18 protein-coding genes are annotated in these 18,889 nt (G+C 67.5%); 12 read left to right on the top strand and 6 right to left on the bottom strand.

The features are described 5' to 3' along the window. Positions 1 to 53: 53 nt before the first annotated feature. The 8 genes from fabG (at position 54) to CV_RS19520 (ending at position 8,777) form a co-directional block, all read left to right on the top strand. On the top strand, positions 54 to 833 hold the full coding sequence (gene fabG, locus CV_RS19555) for a 3-oxoacyl-ACP reductase FabG (RefSeq protein ID WP_043596780.1): 780 nt from the start codon (positions 54 to 56) through the stop codon (positions 831 to 833). Continuing rightward, positions 826 to 2,865, top strand: coding sequence for an FAD-dependent oxidoreductase (locus CV_RS19550; protein WP_158303333.1), 2,040 nt, complete (start codon positions 826 to 828; stop codon positions 2,863 to 2,865). Before fabG ends, CV_RS19550 begins: the two co-directional genes overlap by 8 nt. Beyond that, complete coding sequence (locus CV_RS22385; protein ID WP_052278876.1) at positions 2,862 to 3,917, top strand: zinc-dependent alcohol dehydrogenase; 1,056 nt, start codon at positions 2,862 to 2,864, stop codon at positions 3,915 to 3,917. The genes CV_RS19550 and CV_RS22385 overlap by 4 nt, the downstream gene beginning before the upstream one ends. Next, positions 3,914 to 4,804, top strand: coding sequence for an NAD(P)-dependent oxidoreductase (locus CV_RS19540; protein ID WP_011137491.1), 891 nt, complete (start codon positions 3,914 to 3,916; stop codon positions 4,802 to 4,804). Before CV_RS22385 ends, CV_RS19540 begins: the two co-directional genes overlap by 4 nt. Positions 4,805 to 4,894: 90 nt before the next feature. After that, positions 4,895 to 5,644, top strand: a complete 750-nt coding sequence (locus CV_RS19535) for an ABC transporter ATP-binding protein (RefSeq protein ID WP_011137490.1) — start codon at positions 4,895 to 4,897, stop codon at positions 5,642 to 5,644. Further along, positions 5,641 to 6,933 (top strand): ABC transporter permease, encoded by a 1,293-nt coding sequence (locus tag CV_RS19530; protein WP_011137489.1) that lies wholly within the window; start codon positions 5,641 to 5,643, stop codon positions 6,931 to 6,933. Before CV_RS19535 ends, CV_RS19530 begins: the two co-directional genes overlap by 4 nt. 13 nt (positions 6,934 to 6,946) lie before the next feature. Then, positions 6,947 to 7,690, top strand: coding sequence for an outer membrane lipoprotein-sorting protein (locus CV_RS19525; protein ID WP_043598340.1), 744 nt, complete (start codon positions 6,947 to 6,949; stop codon positions 7,688 to 7,690). Then, positions 7,662 to 8,777 (top strand): hypothetical protein, encoded by a 1,116-nt coding sequence (locus CV_RS19520; RefSeq protein WP_043596778.1) that lies wholly within the window; start codon positions 7,662 to 7,664, stop codon positions 8,775 to 8,777. The genes CV_RS19525 and CV_RS19520 overlap by 29 nt, the downstream gene beginning before the upstream one ends. Positions 8,778 to 9,012: 235 nt before the next feature. Here CV_RS19520 and CV_RS19515 read toward each other — a convergent pair whose 3' ends face one another. From CV_RS19515 to CV_RS19500, 4 genes are all read right to left on the bottom strand, one after another. Beyond that, complete coding sequence (locus CV_RS19515) at positions 9,013 to 9,810, bottom strand: hypothetical protein (RefSeq protein WP_011137486.1); 798 nt, start codon at positions 9,808 to 9,810, stop codon at positions 9,013 to 9,015. 273 nt (positions 9,811 to 10,083) lie between these two features. Continuing rightward, entirely contained in the window at positions 10,084 to 10,632 is a 549-nt protein-coding gene (locus CV_RS19510; RefSeq protein ID WP_011137485.1) for a hypothetical protein, read from the bottom strand. Between the two features lie 212 nt (positions 10,633 to 10,844). Beyond that, positions 10,845 to 11,837, bottom strand: a complete 993-nt coding sequence (locus CV_RS19505) for a succinylglutamate desuccinylase/aspartoacylase domain-containing protein (RefSeq protein ID WP_052278875.1) — start codon at positions 11,835 to 11,837, stop codon at positions 10,845 to 10,847. Next, the gene (locus tag CV_RS19500) at positions 11,825 to 13,411 is read right to left on the bottom strand and encodes an ABC transporter substrate-binding protein (protein WP_043596773.1); all 1,587 of its coding nucleotides are present in this window, start codon (positions 13,409 to 13,411) and stop codon (positions 11,825 to 11,827) included. The genes CV_RS19505 and CV_RS19500 overlap by 13 nt, the downstream gene beginning before the upstream one ends. A gap of 141 nt (positions 13,412 to 13,552) precedes the next feature. On the opposite strand from CV_RS19500, the gene CV_RS19495 reads away from it, so the two are divergent. From CV_RS19495 to CV_RS19480, 4 genes are all read left to right on the top strand, one after another. Further along, positions 13,553 to 14,164, top strand: a complete 612-nt coding sequence (locus tag CV_RS19495; RefSeq protein ID WP_011137482.1) for a M15 family metallopeptidase — start codon at positions 13,553 to 13,555, stop codon at positions 14,162 to 14,164. A gap of 206 nt (positions 14,165 to 14,370) precedes the next feature. Continuing rightward, positions 14,371 to 14,646, top strand: a complete 276-nt coding sequence (locus tag CV_RS19490) for a hypothetical protein (RefSeq protein ID WP_011137481.1) — start codon at positions 14,371 to 14,373, stop codon at positions 14,644 to 14,646. A 32-nt stretch (positions 14,647 to 14,678) separates the two neighbouring features. After that, positions 14,679 to 15,110: a hypothetical protein gene (locus CV_RS19485; RefSeq protein ID WP_147296212.1), complete on the top strand. Its 432-nt coding sequence runs from the start codon at positions 14,679 to 14,681 to the stop codon at positions 15,108 to 15,110. A gap of 61 nt (positions 15,111 to 15,171) precedes the next feature. Further along, positions 15,172 to 15,609 (top strand): DUF411 domain-containing protein, encoded by a 438-nt coding sequence (locus CV_RS19480; protein ID WP_011137479.1) that lies wholly within the window; start codon positions 15,172 to 15,174, stop codon positions 15,607 to 15,609. 62 nt (positions 15,610 to 15,671) lie between these two features. On the opposite strand, the gene CV_RS19475 is transcribed toward CV_RS19480, so the two are convergent. Then, a complete protein-coding gene (locus CV_RS19475) occupies positions 15,672 to 16,754 on the bottom strand; it encodes a chitosanase (RefSeq protein ID WP_011137478.1) in 1,083 nt (360 codons plus the stop codon). A gap of 314 nt (positions 16,755 to 17,068) precedes the next feature. Further along, positions 17,069 to 18,658 (bottom strand): L-aspartate oxidase, encoded by a 1,590-nt coding sequence (gene nadB, locus CV_RS19470; RefSeq protein ID WP_011137477.1) that lies wholly within the window; start codon positions 18,656 to 18,658, stop codon positions 17,069 to 17,071. Between the last annotated feature and the right edge of the window lie 231 nt (positions 18,659 to 18,889).

Here is an 18,889-nt window from a genome sequence, read left to right as displayed (position 1 = left end):
CGTCATCATTTCCGCGCTGCGCGCTGGGAAGCGGCGGCCATATGGAGAATCCGATGAGTGAACACGCACTGCCGCTCGCCTTGCGCAAGGCGGCGCTGGTGACCGGGGCGGGGCGGGGCATAGGCCGCGCGATCGCGCTGGAGCTGGCCGGCCGCAAGCTGCCGGTCTTCGTCAACTATCGCAGCGACGCCAAGGCGGCCGAGGATGCTTGCGCGGCGATCCGGGCCGGCGGCGGCGAGGCCTATCCGGTTGGCGCCGACGTGTCCGACCGCGACGCGGTGGCGGCGATGTTCGCCGACATCCGCCAGCGCGGCTTCTGGGTGCAGACTCTGGTCAACAACGCCGGCATCGTCCGCGACGGCCTGTTGGCGATGATGCCGGCCGACGACTGGAGCGCGGTGCTGGGCAGCAATCTGGACGGCAGCTTCCACTGCGCGCGCGCCGCGCTGCAGACCATGATGAGCCGCAAGAGCGGGCAGATCGTCAACATCGCCTCGGTCGGCGGCATGCGGGCCCAGGTCGGCCAGGCCAATTACGCGGCGGCCAAGGCCGGCCTCTTGGCGCTGACCCGCGGGCTGGCGCGCGAGGTCGGCCGCTACGGCATACGCGTCAACGCGGTGGCGCCGGGTTTCATCGACACCGACATGTTGGCGCAGATGAAGGCGTCGGACAAGGGCGCGGCCTTGCTGGAGGACGCGCGCGCCAGGCAGATCCCGCTGGCGCGCTTCGGCAGGCCGGAGGAGGTGGCGCAGACCGTCGGCTTCCTGTGCTCGGGCGCGGCCAGCTATATCACCGGCCATGTGCTGGTCGTCGACGGAGGGCTGTGTGCCTGAAGCCAGACCCTTGCTCGGCCGGCTGTTCTCGCCCATCCGCCTGAACCGGCTGCGGCTGCCCAACCGGCTGCTGATGAGCTCGATGCACCTCAACCTGGACGAGTGCGACGACGCCTGGCACAGGATGGCGGCGTTCTACGCGCTGCGCGCGCGCGAGGGCGTCGGCCTGATCGTCAGCGCCGGCTGCGCGCCGGACGAGGCCGGCAAGACCACCCAGGGGGGCTTCGCCCTGTGTCGCGACGACGAAATCGCCGGGCATCGGCTGATCACCGGCGCGGTGCACGAGGCCGGCGGCCGCATCGCGCTGCAGATCCTGCATTTCGGCCGCGAGGCCTTTCACGGCGGCATGGTGTCGTCGTCGGCCGAGCGGCTGCCGTCCAGCGTGTTCACGCCCAGGCCGCTGAGCGAGGCCGAGATCCAGGCGACCATCGCCGCCCACGCCGATTGCGCGGCCCGCGCCGTCGCCGCCGGCTACGACGCGATCGAGCTGCTGTTCGGCCAGGGCTTCCTGGTGCACCAATTCCTGGCCCCGGCTTGCAATAAGCGGACCGACCGCTGGGGAGGCGGCTTCGACAACCGCGCGCGGCTGGCGGTGGAGATCGCCGCCGCGGTGCGCCGCCGCGTCGGCGCGGATTTTCCGCTGATCTTCCGCCTGCCCTGCATGGACCTGCTGCCGGACGGGCTGGGCGCCGAGGAGTCGATGGCGCTGATCGGCAAGCTGCTGCCCTACGGCATCGACCTGCTCAACGTCAGCATAGGCTGGCACGAATCCGAGGTGCCGACGATCGCGGCGGCGGTGCCGCGCGCGGCTTTCGCCGACGCCGCCCGGCTGGCGCGGCGTCGCTATCCGCAGCTGAAGCTGGCCGTCAGCAACCGCGTCAACGACCCGCGCGACGGCGAAGCGCTGCTATTGGACGGCTGCGCCGATGTGATCGCGATGGCGCGCCCCTTTCTGGCCGACCCGGCGCTGGCCAGCAAGGCCGAAAGCAACCGTTTCGACGAGATCAACGCCTGCATCGCCTGCAACCAGCGCTGTCTGGACCACGTGCTGACTGGCCAGCCGGTCGGCTGCAGCGTCAATCCGGATTGCGGGCTGCCGGACGAAGGCCGCTATCCGCCGCTGCCGCGCGCGATGGAGGTGGCGGTGGCCGGCGGCGGCATCAGCGGCATGGGCGCGGCCCTGTTCCTGGCGCGGCGCGGCGCGCGGGTGACGCTGTTTGAGGCCGGGGACGAACTGGGCGGCCAGTTGCGCCTGGCGGCGCGCATTCCGCAAAAGGAGGAGTTCGCCGCCACCATCCGCCATTACCGCGGCGAGCTGCTGCGCGCGGGCGTGGCGGTGCGGCTGGGCTGCCGTTTCGACGCGCGCGCGCTCGACGGCGCGCGTTGGGACCACGTGGTGCTGGCGCAGGGCGCCGCGCCGCGCCGGCCGGAAGGCGTGCCGGGGCTGGAGCTGCCGCATGTGCGGGACTATGCCGAGGTGCTGGAGCAGGGCTGTCCGGTGGCGTTTCCGGTGGTGGTGATCGGCGGGGGAGGCATCGCCTGCGACCTGGCGAAATACCTGGCAGCCAAGCGCGGCAAGCTGACCCGCGATGCGCGCGCCTATCTGGCGCGGCATTTGCCGGCGGAGGCGCTGGCGCCGTACCTGGACGGCGGCGCGGACGACGAGGCGCCGGCGATCACGCTGCTGCAGCGTTCCGGCCGCAAGTTCGCCCACCGCGTCGGCCGCACCACGCGCTGGATATTGATGGACGCGCTACGCCGCGACGGCGTGCGCTTGCTGGGCCGGGTCGAAGTCGTCGAGATCACCGGCGACGCGGTGATCGTGCGCGAGCGCGGCGGCGCGGCGCGCAGCCTGCCGGCGCGCAGCGTGGTGATCGCCGCCGGCCAGACGCCGCGGCCGGGGCCGGAGGAGGCGCTGAGGCGGGCCGGCATTCCCTGCACCGTGCTGGGGGCGGCCGACGGCGGCGTCTTGGGCGTCAATCTGGCCGCCGCGCTGCAGGCGGCCTACCGCTTTGCGATGGAGCTCAGATGAACACGATGAAGGCGGTGGTATGGGACGGGCCGCAACGGCTGAGGCTGGCGATGCTGCCGCGGCCGGCGCTGTTGGCGCCGGACGATGCGCTGCTCAGGGTTACCCACGCGTCCACCTGCGGCACCGATCTGCACATCTACCGCGGCGCGGTGCCGGGTTTCGAGCCGGGCACGGTGATCGGGCACGAATTCGTCGGCGAGGTGGCGGCGGTGGGGGCGGCGGTCAGGCGGCTGCGGCCCGGACAGCGCGCGGCCTGCGCCGATTTCGTCGCCTGCGGCGAATGCGAGTCTTGCGCGGCGGGCCGGCATGCCCAGTGCGGCGAACGGCGGCTGTTCGGCTTCTCCGGCCTGCAGCCGCGGCTGGACGGCGGCCTGGCCGAATACGTGAGAGTGCCGCGGGCGGATGTCGCGCTGAGCCCGCTGGCCGCTGGCGCCGACCCGCGCTTCGGCCTGTTGTCCGGCGACGTGATGCCGACCGCGCTGGGCGCGCTGCAACGGCTGGCGCTGGCTCCGGGCGAACGTTTGGCGGTGGTCGGGGCCGGCCCGGTGGGCGTCTTGACCGCCTGGCTGGCGGCGCGCCGGGGTGTCGAGGTCCTGTTGTTGGAGGCCAGCCCTGCCCGCGCGGCGCGCGCGCGCGGCGGGGGGCTGGCGGTGGCGGAGATCGCGGTCGGGCAGCCGCTGTCGGACGCGGCGCCGGGCTTGGCCGGCGTTTTCGACGCCGCGGTGGACGCGGTGGGCGGCGAAAGCGGCCTGAAAACCGCGCTGGCGGCATTGCGGCCGCGCGGCAGGCTGGTCGGCGCGGGATCGCAAGCCGGCCGTTTCGAATTGGACTGGGGCGCGCTGATGCAGCGCGAGATCGCGCTGCAGTTCGTGATTGGCGATCCGATCGGCCTGCGCGGCGAGGTGGCGGCGGCGATGGCCGATTGCGCGCCGGCGCTGGACCTGATGTTTTCCGACAGATTGCGCCTGGACGAGGTGCCGGATTACTTCGCCGCGCTGTACCGGCGCGAGCGCTTCAAGGCCTTGGTCGAGGTGGCGGGGGAGGCGGCATGAGCAGGCGGAATGCGGGAAAACGGCTGGCGCTGATCGGCTGCGGCGCGATGGGAACCGCGCTGGGACTGCGGCTGCTGGGCCTGGGCTGGGAGGTGCGGGTCTATAACCGCAGCCCGGAGCGGACGGCGCCGTTGCGGGACGCCGGGGCCAGCGCGCACGCGACGCCGGCCGAAGCGGTGGCTGGAGCCGACTGGGTGGCGACGGTGCTGACCGACAGCGCCGCGCTGCGCGCGCTGTTGTTCGGCGACAACGGCATCGCCAGCGCGCCGGCCGCCGGCCGCCGGCTGGTGGACCTGGGCACCCATCAGCCCACCCAATTGGCCGCGCTGGGCGCCGAAGCGGCAGCGGCCGGCTGGCCATTGGTGGAGGCGCCGATGACCGGCAGCGTGCACGACGCCAGCCACGGCACCCTGCATTTTCTGGTCGGCGGCGCGGAGGCGGACGTGGAGTGGGCGAGCCCGCTGCTGTGGGCGCTGGGGCGCGGCGTCCATCATCTGGGCGGGCTGGGCGCGGGCAATACCGCCAAGCTGGCTTTGAACCTGCTGGTGGGCGTGATGGCGGGCGGGCTGGGCGAGGCGATCGCGTTGCTCAGGGCGCACGGGCTGGCGGTGGACAGCTTCCTCGACGCGCTGGACGGCAGCGGCCTGGCCTCGCCCTTGTACCGGCGGCTGGGGCAGCGCTATCTGGACGGCGACCACGCGCCGCGCTTCTCGCTGGCCAATCTGGAGAAAGACCTGCGCTGGGAGTGCGAGCACGCGCTGGCCAGCGGCTTGCAGCCCAGGCTGGCGCCGGCGTTGTGCCGGCTGCTGGCGCCGCTGAGCGAGGAGGCCAAGCGCCGCGACTACTCGGCCCTGATCGCCGATCTGGCCGGTGCGCCGTCCTGTTGAATTCATTGTCATGGTTGTTGAATTTATTAAATGATATATTCATTAAAAAACCATGCCGCCTGTCCCTTTCGAAAAACGAGCGAGCGCTTCATGAGTACAGCAGTCAAACCATCGACAAGCGGGCCCATCGTCGAGCTGCAGGACGCGGGCCGCACCTTTTTGCTGGGCGAAACCCGGATCGAGGCCCTGCGCCACGCGTCGCTGGCGGTCCAGCCTGGCGATTTCCTGGCGATCTGGGGGCCGTCCGGCTCCGGCAAATCCACCCTGCTCAACCTGCTGGGCCTGATAGACAGCCCCAGCTATGGCCGGATGCTGTTCCGCGGCCGGGACGTCGCCGGCCTGGACGACAACGCCTTGTCCGACTACCGCAGCCGCGAGATCGGCTTCGTGTTCCAGAACTTCAACCTGATCCCGGTGCTGTCGGCGCTGGAGAACGTGATGCTGCCGCTTTACTGCCAGCGCCTTCCCAAGGCCCAGGCCAGGGAGCGCGCCCGGGCCTGGCTGCAGAAAGTGGGCCTGGAGGCCTTTGCCGACCATCCGCCGGAAAAGCTCAGCGGCGGCCAGCGCCAGCGGGTGGCGATCGCGCGGGCGATGGTGACCGAGCCTTCGCTGGTGATCGCCGACGAGCCGACCGCCAACCTGGACTCGCGCACCAGCCGCGAGGTGATAGACCTGATGCAGGCGCTGAACCACAGGACCGGCGTCACCTTCGTGCTGTCCACCCATGATCCCAGGCTGCTGGCGCGGGTGTCGCGCCACTTGGCGCTGCGCGATGGCGAGATCGCCGAGGCCTCCTACGAGGAGAGCATGCTGAAACTGAACGCGGAGAGCCTGACATGAATCCCATCGTGATGGCGTGGCGCAATCTGCTGCGCAACCGCCGCCGCAGCCTGGTTACCCTGCTGTCCATCGCTTTCGGCATCGCCGCGCTGGCGCTGTTCGCCGGCTACACCCAGACCATCTACACCGGGCTGGCCAACCTCTCCATCCACGGCGAGATGATCGGCCACCTGTCGGTCAACAAGCGCGGCTGGCGCACCGAGGGCAAGCTGCATCCGGCGCGCTACCTGCTGACGCCGGCCGAGATCGCCAAGGTGGATGCCATCGTCCGCAAGCGCCTGCCGCAGGGCCATGTGCTGCCGCGGATGGGGCTGGACGGCATGATCTCCAACGGCCGCAACAGCACCATCTTCATCGCCGAGGGCATAGACCCGGCCGCGCTGCAGCTGATACTGGGCCCGCTTAGCGGCGTGCACCGCAACATCGTCGCCGACAAGCCCAACGGCGTGTCGGTCGGCGAGGCGCTGGCCGCGGTGCTGGGGCTGAAGCGCGGCGGCGAGGCTTCGTTGCTGGTCGGCACCATCCATGGCCAGGCCAATGCCGCCGACGTCGAAGTCAACGACGTGATCAACACCGGCAACACCGCCACCAACGACAAATTCCTGCTGGTGCCGCTGCAGTTGACCCGCTCTTTGAAGGATGTCGGCGCGCAGGCCGAGTGGTTGACGGTGCTGATCAACACCCCGGCCAAGGCCGGCGGCCAGCTGGACAAGGGCATGCTGGCGATGCTGACCACGCCGGCGCCCGACGAGGCCACCACCATCGCGCTGCGCGACCGGCTGCAGGCCGATTTCCAGGCGGCCGGGCTGGACCTGGAGGTGCGCACCTGGCAGGACATGTCCTTGTACTACAAGCAGGTGAAGAATATGTACGACCTGATCTTCACGCTGCTGCTGGGCATCGTGCTCGCCATCGTGGTGCTGAGCATCGCCAACGCGATGAGCATGAGCGTGCTGGAGCGCACGCGCGAGATCGGCACCTTGAGGGCGATGGGCTACCGCCGCGTCCGCGTGGTGGGCCTGTTCATCGCCGAGGCCTGCCTGCAGGTGGCGCTGGGCTGCCTGCTGGGCTTGCTGCTGTTCTGGCTGGCCAGCCACGCGGTCAACGCCGCCAACATCCAGTACGTGCCGCCGGGCAACAGCGTCAGCGTGCCGCTGTACATCGATTTCGATCCGGCGCGCACCGTGTTCGCGATGCTGCTGCTGGGCACGCTGAGCATCGTCGCCGCCTGGATGCCGGCGCGCAAGGCGTCGGGCCAGCAGATCACGCTGTCGCTGGCGCACAGCTGAGAAAGGGATGCGCATGAAGAGGACGATGATGATGGCCGGCCTGCTGCTGGCCGGCCTGATCGCCGCGCCGGCGGCCTTGGCGGCGCCGGACGCGCAGGAGCTGCTGCGCCAGTCCGACCAGGCGCGCGGCGGCGATCTGCCGGGACTCGCCTGGGAAGTGCGGCTGGCCAACAGCGGCAGCGCCAGCGAGGACCTGCAGCCTATGCGGCTGGACGTGAAGGCCAACAGGACCGCCAGCCTGGCCGAGGTGCGCGAGCCCTTGAGCAACAAGGGCTCCAAGATGCTGCAGGTGGACCGCAATATGTGGCTGAGCAAGCCCGGGCTGAAGAAGCCGGTGGCGATCTCGCCGCGGCTGCGGCTGTCCGGCCAAGCGGCGATAGGCGACATCGCCGCCACCAATTACGCCAAGGACTACGCGGCCAAGCTGCTGCGCCAGGAGACGCTGAACGGCGAGCCCTGCTACGTGCTGGACCTGAAATCGGCCAATAAGCAGAGCACCTACGACCGCATCGTCTACTGGGTGTCGGAGAAGCGGATGGTCGGCGTGCAGGCGCAGTTCTACAGCCTGTCCGGCAAGCTGCTCAAGCAGGCCAGCTTCCAGTACGACAATACGGTCAAGGTAGGCGGCAAGAGCATTCCCTTCGTCAGCGCCATGCAGATCAACGACGCGCTGACCGATGCCCGCACCACGCTGAAGTACGGCGAGCTGCGGGTGAAGACCTTCGCCGATGCCGAATTCCAGGTGGACAATCTCTGAGCGCGCCGCGGCCGGCCTGGCCGCGCTGCTGCTGTGCGCCGGCGTCCGCGCCGCCGAAGCCGACGGCGGCGAGGCATGGCGGGCCGACGCCAGCTTGGAGACCTGGCTGTACGGCGACGCCTACCGGCTGACATCGCCGGCGCCGCTGCCGCAGAAGCAATACCACGCCGAGGGCCGGCTGGACCTGACGCTCAGGCGCGACGCGCTGCGCGTGGAGCTGGCGCCCAGGCTGAATTGGCTGCGCGCCTGCCCGCCCGGCGGCGCGGATTGCCGCAGCGACGGGCAGGCCAGCCTCAACCAGGGCTACTTCAGCCTGGCCAGCGGCGGCGAGCAGCTGGCGGCCGGCCGCGAGAAATTCAGCTGGGGGCCGGCCAATTTCCGCTCTCCCAGCAATCCCTTCTATTTCGACAGCGGCCGGACCAATCCGCTGGCCGACACACCGGGCGTCGATCTGGCGCGCTGGACCCACAGCGCCGGAGCCTGGCGGTTGACTTCCGCCTACGTGTCCGACACCCGGGCCCTGCCGCAGCCCAGGCAACGCGACACCGTGCTGTTCAAGCTGGACCGGCAGGACGACGATTCATTGGCCAGCCTGGTGTTCAGCCAGGCGCGCAGCCAGCGCCTGGGGCCTTTCCTCGGCGCTTTCGCCCAATACACGCCCGACGACGCCTGGCTGCTGTACGGCGAAGCGTCCGCCCAGCGGCGCGAGGCGGCGACGGCCGCGCGCTGGCTGGCCGGCGCCAGCTACACCAGCGCCGCCGGCCGGGTCTGGTCCGCCGAGTACCTGTTCAACGGCGACAACGGCGCGGCGACGCTGCAGGCCGATCCCGCCGCGCTGCGCGGCCGCCATTACCTGTGGGCCAGCGTGCAGAGCAATCCGCAGGAACTGGAGCGCTACTGGCGGCTGGAATGGACGCGCAACCAGGACGACCGCAGCCAGGGCTGGATGCTGTATGGCGAGCGCCGGTTGCTGCCGCGCTTGTCCGGCTTCGCGATGCTGATCCTGGGCGAGGGCGGCGCCGGCAGCGAATTGGGCGGTGCCTACCGCAGCGGCGTCACTCTGGGACTCAAGCTGTTCCTGTTCTAGATCTTTGTCGGCAGGCATGCCGAAATGACGGTAGCCGAAGGGCGCGCAGGCGTAGCGGCCGTGTGACTGCCGTCCGCCCGGCCCCGATTGCATCGCGCGGCGGCGTGGGGATGAAGGAGGCGGAGGACGCGCACGCAAGGTTGCCCGTGTTTCCGACAGCTTCCACCGCCGTTTCCAGATGGGACCGTCCTGTTTGTTGCCTCTCGCGGCGGCGGCGGATGTTTGCGCAGTCTGGCTAGAGCCGCTTCGAGCCTATCAGCCGGTTGAACAGCGAGCGCGGGATCTTGCGGTGCATGCCGTGGTGGACCAGGAATTCCTTCAGCGCCTGCAGTCGGGCCTGTTCGATGCCGAACTTCTCGCACAGGTAGTTCTTGCACTTGATCACCGAGTCGGTGGTGCGCGGCGCGTTGCGCGGGCGGTACTTGTCCATGAAGGCGGCGATCTGCTTGAACTCCCAGTTGAGCAGCAACAGGAAGCAGACTTCCTGCTCGTACTCGGTCAGCGTCACGCCCTCCAGGCTGCTGTAGGCCGAGCCCTGTTCCAGGCTGCAGCCGGCGCCGAACTCCAGCACGTAGTTGGGGATGATATTGAGGAAATTGCCGATTTCCACGTCCTGGCCGCTGTAGATGGTGCCCAGGATGGACCGGCTGGGGTGGTGGACCAGCAGGTGCTTGTTGAACACGCGGGCCTTCAGGCCGTCCGCGTATTCGTGGATGTTCAGCGTGGCGAGCTTGCGGCCGGGTTCGCCTCCCTGCATCAGGGACAGGTCTTCGCTCACGTAGCTGTCGGCGAACTGGGCGGTGCCCTCGCACGGCATTTCGCTGTCCAGCCGGCCGGCGACGTCGCCGCCCCTCTCCAGCGCGACGATCCGGGCGTAGGCGTCGGTGGCGGCCAAGTGGCGGGAGCGGATGTCCTTGGCGCCCAGCATCATGTTCGAGCTGCTGGACAGCATTTCCATCGATTGGCGAAATCCGGCCAGGAAGCTTTTGTGTTCGTCGGTGAAGCAATCCGGGGCCAGCATGGCATAAGTCATGGGATTTTCCTTCCTCGCGCGGCCTGGCTGGCGCGGGACGATGCGATGTCTTATCGTTCGGGGCGTTTGCCGTTTTGAAGTCCGGCGCGATTGATGGGCGGGTGTTTCAGACGCGCCAGGCAGGAATTTTAACCAGCCCGGAAGCCTGTTGATGCCAGGCCTGTCCGTCCGGCCATCCGCAGCGCATGGTTCCAGGCTATTCGAAAAGGAAAGGCGTGACTGGCGCGACGGGGCGATGCGCAGCCGAATGCGGTTTGGGCGGGGGCGGCGCGCTCAGGCGGCCTGGCGGGCCTCCTGCTGGAAGCGAAGGCAATAGGATAGCTGCAGTTTCAGCCGATACAGGGTGAGGCGCTGATTGGACCATCCGCGGGGCGGGCCGGTTTCCTCGTCCTCCAGCCCGGCGGGCAGGCTGGCGATCTGACGGCGCAGCAGGGGGATGCGCGCCAGCCGCAATGGCTGCAGCACCTTCTCTTCCGGATGCTGGCGGCCGGCCAGCGTCGCCGCGCGCACCTGCCAGTAGCGCGGGTCGTACCAGGGGCCGGTGCCCGGCGGCAGGTCCCGGTAAGGCATGTGCCCGATATAGGGCAGGTAGAGATCGCCATGCCATACCGCGTCGTCTTCTATCGTGCCGCACAGCTGCAGCAGCAGGGCTTCCTGCCGAAGCGACCAGCCGGTGGAGGAAACGAAGACCATGGCTTCGGGCAGCAGCTGGAAACCCTGGTGCTCCAGCATCGCGCACAGCGGTCCGCTGAGCGTGCCGCGCGCGTAGATTCTCATCCTGTCGTCGTCCGGAGAGTACGTGGCGGTCATCGGTTTATTCATGTTTCCCCTCCCGTTGTTTGCGCGCGGCAGTCTATGAGCCTGCATGCCGGTGCTCCTGGCTCGAGGCTGGATTTTGCCCCTTTGTCCTACCAGGCGTAACTCCAGTTTTCTGGAGGTGGGCGCTCGCCGCGCGGCAGGCCGCGCCAGCGGAGGCGGGATGTCGGAATCGGCGCGTTCAGCGCTCGGCGCGGATAGGCCGGCGCGCGGCGACTTCAGGCATGGCGGCTTGCCAGGCGATCGGACGTTCTGGCCAGGTAGAACCACTCCTGGCCGGCCTGGGCGCGCGGATTGGGAAACACGATGCGGGCGTCGTCACGCGCGCAGACCGGGCTGCCGTCGGCGCGGCGGCCGATCAGGTCGCCTTTACGGACAATTTCGAAGCTGGTCCAGCCGCGGACGAAGCTGTCGGCATCATCCTGCTTGTCCACCACTTCGTACAGGCTGAGCAGGGACAGCGTCCGGGGAGCGGGATCGGGCGCGTCGACCAGGCCCAGATGGGCCAGCGCGTTGAGGATGGCGCGGTAGGCGACTTCCGGCGCGGCCGGGTCGGCGTGCTGGCCGCATTCCAGCGTCAGCGCCCAGCCGCCCTGGCTGCGCATGTATTCGGTGGTGCCCACGCCGTAGCGCGCGTCGCCGTTCAGTTCCCGGAGTCTGTGGTCGCCGACCGGCGACAGCCGCCGGCGTACGACGCCCAGCGCGTAGGTGGACAGCCAGCCGTCCACCGCGTCGGCGACGCCCAGCCGCCGGGCCAGCGCCTCTTCCCGGGCCGCGTGGGCGAATGGTTCCAGCTCGCCGTCGTTGTCCGTCGGGCCGAGGAACACGAAAGGCTGCCCGGGTGACTGGAACGAGTGCAGATCGAGCAGGACGTCGTGCTCGGCCAGCAGCGGGCACAGCCAGTTGGCGGCATGGTCCTCGTAGTCTTGCGGGGATGGGTTCGGCGCGAGGTTGCGATTCAGGTTGCGGTCTCCGCCGCGCTGGCCCAGCCGGTAGGCCAGCGGATTGGCCACCGGCACCAGAGTCAGTCTTCCGGCGCGCAGCGACAGCATTCCCTGCTCCAGCTCCGCCATCACGCGGCGGATGGCGACGGCGCCGCAGACTTCATTGCCATGCACCGCGCCGGTGACGATCAGCGCCGGACCGTTCGCCAGCGCCTGGTAGCGGTGGCAGGCGAAGGCCTGCGGCCAGGCCGGATTCACTTGAGCCATACGTCCTCGAAATCGAAAGAGCCGTTGGGGTTCATGATGAAGCCCTGCACATTGGCGCGCAACGGGATGTAGATGCGCGAATGGGCGATGGTGATCCACGGGCGCTCGCGCTTGAAGATTTCCTGAGCCTTCAGGTAGTACTGCGTCCGCTGCTTCTGGTCGGTGGTTTGGCGGCCCAGTTGCAGCAGCCGTTCGAACTCGGCGTTGCAGAAGCGCTGGCCGCCCTTGCTGACGCTGCAGGACAGACTGTTCCAGAGGAAGTCGTCCGGGTCGCCGGAGTTGCTGGTCAGGCCGGACATGTAGACATCGTGCTCGCCGGCGCCGGCCCGCTTCAGGTACTCGCCCCATTCATAGGACTGGATATTGGCCTTGACCCCTATCCGGGCCCAGTCCTGCTGGATCATCTGCGCCATCAGCTTGCCGTTGGGATTGGTCGGGCGCTGCACCGGCAAAGCCCACAGGTTGACGGTGAAGCCATCGGGATAGCCGGCCTTGGCCAGCAGCGCCTTGGCCTTGGCCGGATCGTATTCGTTGCGGGTGCGCGGGTTCCAGCTCCAGGTGGACGGCGGAAACGGGTTCACCGCCTGCGTCGCGCCGCCCTTGGGGAACAGCGCCTTGAACAGCGCGTCGCGGTTGATCGCGATGTCCAGCGCCACCCGCACCTCGCGCTTGGCGAACTGCGGCCGTTTCAGATTGTAGGCGAGGTAGGAGATGTTGCTGGCGCCGGTGGAGGCGATCTTGATGTTTTTATCTCCGCTTAGCGAGTCGAGGTCGGACTCGCGCACCGCCGCGGCGACCTGGCATTCGCCGGCCTTTAGTTTCTGGATGCGCACCTGCGGGTCGGCGACGATGGCGAACACCAGGTCGCGGGTTTTCTGCGGTTTGCCCCAGTACTGCGGATGGGCCTCGTAGCGGATGATGGCATCCTTGGCGTAGCTCTTGAAGCGATAGGGACCGGTGCCGATCGGCAGCAGATTGAGCTGTTGCGGCTTGCCGGCTTTCAGCAGTTGGTCGGCGTATTCGGCCGACTGCATGCCGGCGAAGCCCATCGCGAAGAAAGTGAGGAAGGTGGCGTTGCGTTCTTTCAGCCTTATCCTGACGGTATGGTCGTCCACCTTCTGCACCGAGTCGATCAGCTTGGCGAGGCCGTAGCCGTCCGGTCCGGTCAACGGTGTTCTGAGCGCCTGGTTGAACGGCAGCTCGGGGCGTATCCAGCGGTTGACGGTGAAGACGGCGTCGTCGGCGGAGAAGTCGCGGCTGGGGGTGAAATAGGCGGTCTGATGGAACTTGACGTTGCGACGGAGTCTGAATGTATATACCAGTCCATCGGGCGACACCGACCAGCTTTCGGCCAGGCCGGGCCGCAGCGCGACGCCGCCGCGCTTGAACTCGACCAGGCCTTGGAACACCGGCTTGGTGATGTTGTAGGTGGTGGCGCTGTCCCACATCGCCGGATCGAAGCCTTCCGGCGAGGCTTCCGCGCAAAAGACCAGTGGTTTGGCGGCGAGGGCGGGCAAGGCCGTGGCCAGCGCCAGGGACAGCGACAGGGCGCGAAGGGAACGGGAGAGGATCATGTCCGTTTTCCTGATGGTTCGCGCGCGGCGGCGATCGGCCGCGCGTCGGTATCGATATGCCTGCAGAGTATCGCACACTCCGGGTCCGCGACCGAGTGGGGGGAGCGGCAGGTTTGTTTCAGATCAGCGGGAGGCGGGGCGATGACGGGGACGATCAGGCTCGAGGAGCTGGAAAACCATTCCGAATACGTGTCCATCGCGGGCATGGCCGGCGTGAGGCTGGATTTGCGCTATGCCAGCGACGACAACTTCGTCGGCCGCGATCTATACGGCCCGTCGGCGCATGCGCTGCTGCACCGAGAGGCCGCCCGCCGGCTGGCCCGCGCCGCGCGCGAGCTGGCAAGCCGGCGAGCCGGATACAGACTGCGTGTTTTCGACGCGCTGCGGCCCGGCCGCGTGCAGCGGGTGCTTTGGGACATCGTCAAGGACACGCCGCAACGCATTTACGTCGCCGACCCCGCGCGCGGCTCCATTCACAGCTTCGGCATGGCGGTGGACATTACGGTGGAGGATGGACAGGGACGGGAGCTGGACATGGGCACCGGTTTCGACGATTTCACCGAGCGCGCCCAGCCGCAGCGGGAAGCGGAGATGCTGGAGAGAGGACTGCTCAGCGACGCCCAGCTGGACAATCGGCTGCTGCTGCGCGGCTGCATGGCGGCGGGCGGTTTTCGCGGCATCGCCACCGAGTGGTGGCATTTCGAGGCGGCGGACCGCGATTGGGTGCGCGCCCATATGCGCTTGATCGAATAAGCGCCCATCCGCGGGCTTCCCTGCGATTCCGCATGAGGCCGATTCTTCCTTCACCTGCGTGCATCTGATCTGGCGGCCTTCGGCAGGCCCGCGACAATGCCGCTCTGACGGAAGACAGGCGACCAGGGCGGCCGTCGGCGCGCAGCAAGGGGGAGGAGAGATCGTCCCGCAAACCGTGCGCAGCATGAAGCGCATCGCCGAGCATCATGGCCATCCACGACATCGCCTGTCAGATCCATCTGCCGGCGCAGAGCGTCGCCTGCGAGATCGAAGGCATGGGCGGGCTGGGGAAGCGGGTGGTGGCGATCTTCGCGCAGATCATCCACTCCACCCGGGAGCCGTCCACCGCCGTCGGCCATATCGCCCGCACCACCAAGCACATCCATGGCCTGACCCGCTCCACGTCGGAAGTGATCCACCCTGAACGAGCTGAACCGGCGCGCCTGCAAGCTAAAAACGTGGTGGAGCGCTGCCATATCTGAGCGCACGGCCGGGGCGCGGCGGACGGATGCGCTTGACGCTGCGCAAGCTCGATCGGCTCGGGTTCCGCTTGCGCCGCCCGGCGTGGTATCGTCGCGGAATGAGAATTCTGGGCCGCATCCTGTTGCTGATCGCGCTGCAGCTGTCCTTGCTGACCGGCTGGGCGGTTGCCGCGCGCGCGCCGCTTGCGGGCATGCAGCCGCATGATTGGTGCGCGGAGATGGCTGCCGCGCGGGAGTGCGCCGGCATGCGCGACGGACTGCCATCCGGCAAACCGGCGCCGATGGCGCATGCCTCCGCTTGCGATGCGGCCTGCGCGCAGGCATGCCCGCCGTTGTTCATCGAGACGGCTTTGCCTCGCATGGCCGTGATCAAGCCGAGCGGCGTGCGGGTGGCGGCGCTGCCATCCCTGTCGGCGGGCCCGATCCCGCCGCCGCCTTTGCGTCCTCCAGCCGTCCGGACCTGAGCCATTCCATCCGCGCCATCGCGCGCATCCGATCCGGACATTTTCTATATGGAGGGCAATCATGCCCCTGTTGCGTCATACCCTGTTCGCGGCCGTTTTGGCCGCCGTCAGCGCGTCCGCCCTGGCCGCCGTTCCCGTCACCGTTTACAAGAGCCCGAGCTGCGGCTGCTGCGAGGCCTATATCGCCTATCTGAAGCAGAATGGCTTCGCCGTTTCCGCCGTCAATCGCGACGACATGCAGCAGGTGAAAAGCCAGCTTGGCGTCACGCCGGGCATGGGCAGCTGCCACACCGCCAAGGTCGGCCGCTACGTGGTGGAGGGACATGTGCCCGTTGCCGCCATCAAGCAGCTGCTGGCCGGCAACAGCAAGCTGACCGGCATCGCGGTGCCGGGCATGCCGCTGAATTCGCCGGGCATGGGCGAGACCAAGCCCGGCACGTTGCCAGTGTACGCGATGTCGGCGGAGCAGAAGACCGGCGTGTTGTACGGTCGCTTCTAAGCGCTGAAACGAAAACTGCGCGCGCCGGCTTCGACGGCGCGCGCGGTTCGGCTGGCCGGGTCTTACTTCATTTCCCAGTTGGTGACTTTCTGCACCGCGGCGTCGGCATTCTTCAAGTCGGTCTCGCCCATGTTCAACAGCGTGCTCCATTGCTTGACGCGGTTTTTGCCGTTGGGCGGCTGATTGTAGTCGTTGGTGTCGACGATCTTGCTGCGCTGCGCGTAGAAGGCGGTCATGAAGGTTTTCTCGTCGCCGCTGTTGCCGGAGCGGGACAGCAGGCCCTGCAGCGTGCCGGAATCGCCGGTTGCGCCCTGGTTCAGCGCGGTGTCGACGAAGGAGCCTATGGTCAGCGCGCTGGAGAAGCCGCGCTGGCGGGCCTGCTGCACGCTGTATTGGATGTATACCTTGTAGAAGGTGTTCCACATCGCGTCGCGCCAGGCGGGATTGTTCTGCAGGCTGCCGATCTTGTCGCAGAACACCTTGGCGCTGTCGCTGATCTTCAGGATCTTGCCCTGCATGCTGCCGTGCACGCCGGCGCGGGCCAGACCGCCGGCGATGGAGGGATTGCTCGCGCCGCTGGAAGCGTCGAACTCCTTGAACAGCGTGGGACCGTCCGGGCCCTCGTCGTTCGGGCCACCGGTGGTGGCGCCGAAGATGCCTATCGTGTATCCGCGCTTGTCGCCGATGTTCTCGCAGTAGCCGTAGAACTTGGTCCACTCCAGCGAATCCTGCTCCGGCTTGTTGACCAGCTTCATGATGTTGTCCCACTGCTCGCCGTCCAGGCCGGTGTTGGCTTTCAGGAATTTCAGCGTCGCGGGCGGAAAGTTGGCGTCGTGGTCGGCGGCCTTGGCCTGCGCGGCCGGACGACAGCGCTTGCCGGCCTGCCAGGCCTGGCCCTGTTCCGGAGGATTGCCCTGGGTCCAGAAGGCCGCGGTGTAGTTGACGCCGCCGCGGCTGGCGACGCTGCCGGCTTGATAGGGCGAGGCGGGGCTCCACGCGGCGGCGCAGTCGGGCAGGCGAACGGTTTGTCTTTCGGGGCTGCCGGCCGTCGAGCCCTGGGCCGCCGCAGAACCGGCGGCGGCGAGGAGGGCGAGTCCCGCCAGGATGGCGGACGGGAAGGAAAGGCGTTTTGCTGCGTATTTCATGAGTCTTCTCCCTGTTAGGTGGTATTGCCTAAGAGATGCTTCCTGATGAAACAGCTGAAACGATGCATGTCCGTGGCGACCTGCCGGTGTTGGCGGAAAGGTTTCCCCGCGCAGGGCTGCCAAGAATCTGGCGTGATGCGATGGACGGCAGCACCGCGCTCGGATAATGCGCGGGACCATCATAAGCGCCAATAACTCAAATTGACTTATTTATTTTAAATTTTCATGCCATTGTGTTGCATGGGTGTCTGTACGAGTTTCGGCGAACATGAAAAAAGCCGCCCGCAGGCGGCTGTTCGGATCAGGGAAGCGGCTCAGCCGCCGAGCGGCGCATCCGGCGCCAGCACGGTTTCCGCCGCCTCGGGCAGCAGGTTGGGGTAGTCACGGCTGTAATGCAGGCCTCGGCTTTCCTTGCGCAGCAGCGCGGAGCGGACGATCAGTTCGGCGGTCTGCACCAGGTTGCGCAGTTCGATCAGGTCGTTGCTGACGTGGAAGTGGCTGTAATACTCGTCGATCTCGCCTTTCAGCAGGTCGATCCGGTGCAGCGCGCGCTCCAGCCGCTTATTGGTGCGGACGATGCCGACGTAGTCCCACATCGCGCGGCGCAGTTCGTCCCAGTTGTGGGAGATCACCACCTCTTCGTCCGGATCGGTGACGCGGCTGTCGTCCCAGGCCGGGATGGCCGGCAATTTGATGCTGTCCGCCGCCAGGATGTCCTCCGCGGCCGCCTTGCCGATCACCAGGCATTCCAGCAAGGAGTTGCTGGCCAGGCGGTTGGCGCCGTGCAGGCCGGTACAGGCGACTTCGCCCACCGCGTACAGTCCGTCCACATCGGTGCGGCCGGCCAGGTCGGTGACGATGCCGCCGCAGGTGAAATGCACCGCAGGCACCACCGGTATTGGTTGCTGGGTGATGTCTATGCCCAGTTCCAGGCAGTGGGCGTAGATATTGGGGAAGTGTTCCTTGATGAACTGGGCCGGTTTATAGGAAATATCCAGGTAGACGCAATCCAGGCCGTGCTTTTTCATCTCGAAGTCGATCGCGCGCGCCACCACGTCGCGCGGTGCCAGCTCGCCGCGCGGATCGTGCTGCGGCATGAAACGGGTGCCATCCGGCAGCTTCAGGATGCCGCCCTCGCCGCGCACGGCTTCCGATATCAGGAAGGACTTGGCGTGCGGGTGGTAGAGGCAGGTGGGATGGAACTGGATGAATTCCATATTGCCCACCCGGCAACCTGCGCGCCAGCCCATCGCGATGCCGTCGCCGGTGGCGGTGTCGGGATTGGTGGTATAAAGGTAAACCTTGCCGGCGCCGCCGGAGGCGAGGATGGTGTGTTGGGCGGCGATGGTGACGACTTCGTCGCCATTCTTGTCCAGCGCGTACACGCCATAGGCGCGCTTGCCGGACTGGCCCAGCTTCTGCGAGGTGATCAGGTCGATCGCTATATAGTGTTCCAGCTCGGTGATGTTGGGATGGGCCTTGATCTTCTGTCCCAGCGTGCTGGTCACGGCGGCGCCGGTGGCGTCGGCGGCGTGGATGATGCGGCGGTGGCTGTGGCCGCCTTCTCGAGTCAGGTGATAGCCGGTCTGGTGTTCGTCGTCGCGGGTGAAGGGCACACCCAGCTTGATCAGCCAGTCTATCGCCTCCTTGGAGTGTTCGACGATGAAGCGGGTCGCCTTCTCATTGCATAGTCCCGCGCCAGCGACCAGCGTGTCGCGGATATGGTCTTCTACCGAGTCTTCGGTATCCAGTACCGCGGCGATGCCGCCCTGGGCGTAGGTGGAGTTGCCTTCCAGCAGATCCCGCTTGGTGATCAATCCTACCTTGCGCGTTTCCGCCAGGTGCAGCGCCAGCGTCATCCCAGCCAGGCCGCTGCCGATAATCAGCACATCAAACTTGAGCATATATAGAGAGTTCCACGGCAGGCACCATGCGTGCCAAATGCATGTGAGCGTAGCAGAATCGCGGGCGGGCGCGTAGCGGGCCGCTCAATTCCCGGGTTTCGAGGAGCGAAATGGCGATGCCTTGAAATAATTCTTCAGCATAAATGCTTTCTTTTCAGCTTGTTATTGCGGTTCTGGAAAAGAATTGGCATTTTCCTGAGATTTTTCTCGCGAAAGGTGTTGACGGGTTTG

Origin of the sequence: Chromobacterium violaceum ATCC 12472 (assembly GCF_000007705.1) — a bacterium.
GTDB lineage: Bacteria > Pseudomonadota > Gammaproteobacteria > Burkholderiales > Chromobacteriaceae > Chromobacterium > Chromobacterium violaceum.
The sequence above is the reverse complement of the archived record's forward strand: the minus strand, read 5'-3'. Positions and strand labels throughout refer to the sequence as shown.